This is a genomic window from Streptomyces sp. SID11385 (assembly GCF_010548245.1).
Lineage (GTDB): Bacteria > Actinomycetota > Actinomycetes > Streptomycetales > Streptomycetaceae > Streptomyces.
The window spans coordinates 1-3,361 of the sequence record NZ_JAAGLR010000545.1 but is presented as its reverse complement, the minus strand read 5'-3'; the positions used below and the strand labels follow the sequence as shown (position 1 = coordinate 3,361).

General features: G+C 74.7%; 2 protein-coding genes. Both read right to left on the bottom strand.

The window, feature by feature from the left end; all coding sequences use genetic code 11:
- Positions 1 to 45 precede the first annotated feature (45 nt).
- Positions 46 to 876, bottom strand: a complete 831-nt coding sequence (locus tag G3I42_RS16700) for a methyltransferase domain-containing protein (protein ID WP_164286788.1) — start codon at positions 874 to 876, stop codon at positions 46 to 48.
- Between the two features lie 149 nt (positions 877 to 1,025).
- The coding region (locus G3I42_RS16695) for a glycoside hydrolase family 38 C-terminal domain-containing protein (protein ID WP_164286786.1) at positions 1,026 to 3,361 on the bottom strand (2,336 nt) is incomplete at its 5' end.

The following is a 3,361-nucleotide window of genomic DNA, read 5'->3' as shown; positions in this document are numbered from 1 at the left end:
GCCCGGCCGCCCCGGTCCTCAGCCCCCCGCCCGGCCGCCCCCGCCTCACACCCGGCAGAGGATCTCCCCGTGGAGGACCCCGAACCACGCGTCCGGGCTCAGCCCCCACTCCCGCCACGCCGCCGAGATCGCTTCGAGCCCGGCGGCGTCGGTGTGCCCGCCGCTCGTCGCGCGCTCCGCGTACGCCGAGGCGAGGGTGCGGTCCGCCCACAGGCCGCTCCACCAGGCCACCTCGTCCGGCTCCGCGTAGCACCACGTGCTCGCCGAGGAAGCGACCTCGGTGAAGCCCGCCTCGCGGGCCCAGGCGCGCAGCCGCCGTCCCGCGTCCGGCTCGCCGCCGTTGCCGCGCGCCACGCGCTCGTACAGGCCGAGCCAGTCGTCGAGGCCCGGCACCTCCGGGTACCACGTCATCGCCGCGTAGTCCGCGTCCCGTACCGCCACGATGCCGCCCGGCTTCACGACCCGCCGCAACTCCCGCAGCACGCCCACCGGATCGCCCACGTGCTGGAGCACCTGGTGCGCGTGCGCGACGCAGAAGGTGTCGTCGGGGTACGCGAGCGCGTGCCCGTCCCCGGTCGTGAACTCCACGTTGCCGAGCCCGCGTCGCTCCGCCTCCGCGGCCGCCTTCGCGAGCACCTCCCGCGAGGCGTCGAGCCCGGTGACGTGCCCCTGCGGCACGAGCGCGGCGAGGTCCGCGGTGATCGTCCCGGGGCCGCAGCCCAGGTCCAGCACCCGCATGTGCGGTTTGAGGTGCGGCAGCAGGTAGGCCGCCGAGTTCTCGGCGGTGCGCCAACTGTGCGAGCGGAGCACGGACTCGTGGTGGCCGTGCGTGTAGACGGCGGTCTCGGCGGGGGTCGCTGCCGTGTTCTCCGGCATGGCGGAACTCCTTCGTTCGCGGAGGACTCGATGCGTTCACGCTACGCCGGATGTCGAAGAATGAGACGGGCGTCTTGAGATGTGGACAGGGTGGACAGCCGGAGGCCCCGCCGGCCGGGATCGGCGGGCGGGGCCTGGGGGGCGGGTCGTCAGGCGGCGCGGGGCAGGCGCAGCGTGACGAGCTGGAAGGGGCGCAGGGCGAGCGTCGTCGTCCCGTCCGCCGAGGCGGTGACCGCGTGCGGCTCGGCCGCCGGGCGCTCCAGGAGGTCGGTCTCGACGGCCGGCGCGGCGGCGAAGGAGGTGTGCAGGCGCGCCTCGGCGGGGGCGCCGAGCGCCTCGTAGAGCCGTACCACCACGTCCCCCGAGCCGTCCTCGGCGAGCTTGACCGTCTCCACGACCACGGAGGGCGCGTCGCAGCGCACCAGCGGTTCGACGGGGCCGCCGCCCGCCGGGCGCAGCGGCAGGTTGAGCCGGTAGCCCGCGCGCAGCGCCGCGTCCACGCCGCCGAGGACGACGGAGGTGCGGAAGACGTGCGTGCCCTGGTCCGCCTCGGGGTCCGGGAAGAGCGGCGCGCGCAGCAGCGACTGCCGCACGAGCGAGTACGTGCCGCCGCCCGGGCGCTCGTGCCGCGAGATGTCGTGGCCGTACGTGGCGTCGTTGGCGACACCGACGCCCTGCCCGGCGTCCGCGACGTGCACCCAGCGGTGCGCGGGCGTCTCGAAACGGGCCACGTCCCAGCTCGTGTTGGTGTGCGTGGGCCGCTCGACGTGGCCGAACTGGATCTCGGAGCGGGCGGAGGCGGTGTGCACGTCCACGGGGAAGGCGAGCTTGAGGAGCCGCTGCTTCTCGTGCCAGTCGACGGACGTCTCGATGTCGAGCGCCGCCTCACCGGCCCGCACCGTGAAGGTCTGCACGACGGACGAGGCGCCGAAGGCCCGCGCGGTACGGAGCACGAAGCGTGCCCCGTCGCTCTCGACGACCTCGACCGTGTCGGCCTTGGTCAGGTCCTCGCCGAAGCGCCGGTACTCCACGTCGACGTCCCAGGCGTCGAAGCGGCGCGGGGTGTCCCCGAAGACCTGCAGCAGCCCGCCCCGGCACCCGGGGGGCACGGTCTCGCGCCCCGTGGCGAGGTCGCGCAGGGAGCGGACGAGGCCGTCCGCGTCGAACTCCACGACCAGGGCGCCGTTGGCGACGCGCAGACCCTCCGGGGTCTCCTCCAGCGTCACCCTCTCGTCGCTCGCCCGGCGCGGCCCGACGCCGTGGGCCGGTACGCCGTCGATCGCGAAGGGGGCCGCGTTCGCCCACAGCCCGGCACCGGAGCCCTCGCCACCCGCCTCGCCCGGGCCCGTCGCGGCCCGTACCGCCGCGTCGATGAGCGGTTCCAGGCGCTCGCCGACCTTGCGGTACTCCTCCTCGGCCTGGTCGTGGACCCAGCCGATGCTGGAGCCGGGCAGGATGTCGTGGAACTGCTGGAGCAGGACCGTGTGCCACGAGCGCCGCAGCGCCTGCTCCGGATACGCGGCCCCCGTCCGCACCGCCGCCGTCGCCGCCCACAACTCCGCCTCGTGCAGCAGCCGTTCACTCGTGCGGTTGCCCCGCTTGGTGCGGGCCTGCGAGGTGTACGTCCCCCGGTGGCCCTCCATGTACAGCTCGCCGCTCCACACCGGGGGCGTGCCGCTCTCGGCCCGCGCGGCGGCGAAGAACTCGGCGGGAGCGGCCACGCGCACGGTGGGGGAGCCCTCCAGCGAGGCCGCGCGCCGGGCCGCCGCCATCATCTCCCGGGTCGGGCCGCCGCCCCCGTCGCCGTAGCCGAACGGGACGAGCGAGGTGTTGGCGCGCCCCTTGTCCATGAAGTTCCGCTCGGTGTGCGCGAGTTCGGCGGCCGAGAGGGTCGAGTTGTAGGTGTCGACGGGCGGGAAGTGGGCGAACAGCCTGCTCCCGTCGATGCCCTCCCACGTGAAGGTGTGGTGCGGGAAGGCGTTCACCTCGTTCCAGGAGAGCTTCTGCGTCAGGAAGGCGTCGGCCCCCGCGGCCCGCGCGATCTGCGGCAGCGCGGCGGTGTAGCCGAAGGAGTCGGGCAGCCACACCTCGCGCGGCTCGACGCCGAACTCGTCGAGGAAGAACCGCTTGCCCTCCACGAACTGCCGCGCCAGCGCCTCCCCGCCCGGCATGTTGGTGTCCGACTCCACCCACATCCCGCCCACCGGCACGAACCGGCCCTCGGCGACGCGCTCCTTGATGCGCGCGAACAGCTCCGGGTAGAACTCCTTCATCCAGGCGTACTGCTGGGCCGAGGAGCAGGCGAAGACGAGGTCGGGGTCCTGGTCCATGAGGTCGAGGACGTTGGAGAAGGTGCGCGCGCACTTGCGCACCGTCTCGCGCACCGGCCACAGCCACGCGGAGTCGATGTGCGCGTGCCCGACGGCGTACACGCGGTGCGCGCTGCGCGCGGCGGGCGCGGCCAGGGCCTCGCGCAGCGCCGCCC

Bases quoted from the DNA above. Each gene is read 5' to 3' on its own strand.
- G3I42_RS16700 (WP_164286788.1), bottom strand. From the start codon at position 876: ATGCCGGAGAACACGGCAGCGACCCCCGCCGAGACCGCCGTCTACACG.